Source organism: Pseudomonas gregormendelii, from assembly GCF_017114825.1.
Lineage (GTDB): Bacteria > Pseudomonadota > Gammaproteobacteria > Pseudomonadales > Pseudomonadaceae > Aquipseudomonas > Aquipseudomonas gregormendelii.
In genome coordinates this window covers 1-1,109 of the sequence record NZ_JADEVO010000101.1, presented here as the reverse complement: position 1 = coordinate 1,109, position 1,109 = coordinate 1, and the positions used below count along the sequence as shown (strand labels likewise).

The window sequence follows — 1,109 nt, the reverse complement described above, 5'->3', positions numbered from 1 at the left end:
CTCAGTTCAATTTGTTCGTCTTCACTGAGCACGATGTCCTGAGAGTTCATGTGATCACTCCAAGCACTGACTGACCACATAAGCATAGCTCAGGTTAGAAACTTATTTCAGAGACAGCACACTAGCAGTTTCTGTCTGTCCTTTGGCAATTCAGGTTTTCTCAGGGTCGAAGGCAACGTGCTAACAATTCCGGATTTTGCCGGCAATCTGCACTTCGTCACTTTGGGTAGTTTCGTGCTCAACATCGTCCTTTGGTTTTGTTACTCGATAGCGTCCAAGACCGATATACAATCTGCCGCATAAGTCCTACTTATAGATGCATGTCGGAGTGTTCATGAACGTTGACAACTCAGAAGCGCTCCTGTTGATTCCCGAGGGTTATCCGGTCTGGATTGATGTGCCTCAAGCAAGCATCGGCGGGGCGGGCACGGCCATGCGCTTCGACTTGCCCTTGCATGGGCATAACCTGCCGTTGCTGCATCATAGGGAAACGAAACTGGTAGTGGCGCTTGAGGGCCTACTGGATATTCGTGCCGGCCGACGGCGCATTGCCTTGCTTAAAGAGGGTGAGGCGGTAAAGCTCAACCCCGGATTCGCTCACCGCATCCATCAGCACGGAGAGGTTCCCAGTACCGTGGGTGCTGTATTATGGCCAGGTGTGGTTGAGCAAGCCTTCCGCGAACTGGCGGCGGCAGCCGTTCAAAACTCCTATCAGCGCAACGATATGATTGAAATCCTCGCCCGGTACGATGTGGTTTGGGCCACTCAATCTCATGAATATGATCTTGAGTCGATTAGGGTCCTGCCGTTCCGAGATTGGCTGGGCGATTTACCAGAGGCATTGGCAAAGGCGTTGGAGTCGAAGTGGGGGAAGTGATGGCATTGCCTCGATCTGGCGGAAGAGGCGAAACTTGAACGTGGATTTTGTGGAGAAAAAAGCCCGCGAGGGGCGGGCTCTGTTTCTAAAGCTATTGAGCTTTAAGTGCGGATTCCACGCCATCCGGACACTCAGCCCACCAACATCCGGACACTCATTCCACGCTCATTCGGACAGGCAGTCGGAGCGCAGCGACGCAGGTTTGCATTGTTAGTCTGAAGTCTCTGTCGCC

1 protein-coding gene and 1 pseudogene are annotated in these 1,109 nt (G+C 52.8%); both read left to right on the top strand.

Translation table 11 applies throughout. The features are described from left to right. Window positions 1-144 precede the first annotated feature (144 nt). Window positions 145-243, top strand: a pseudogene (locus IMW75_RS27505) (flavin-nucleotide-binding protein); the annotation flags it as partial. 91 nt (window positions 244-334) lie between these two features. Further along, window positions 335-877 carry a hypothetical protein gene (locus IMW75_RS26735; protein WP_205894309.1) on the top strand — a complete coding sequence of 181 codons (543 nt, stop codon included), beginning with the start codon at window positions 335-337 and terminating at the stop codon, window positions 875-877. The last annotated feature ends 232 nt before the right edge of the window (window positions 878-1,109 follow it).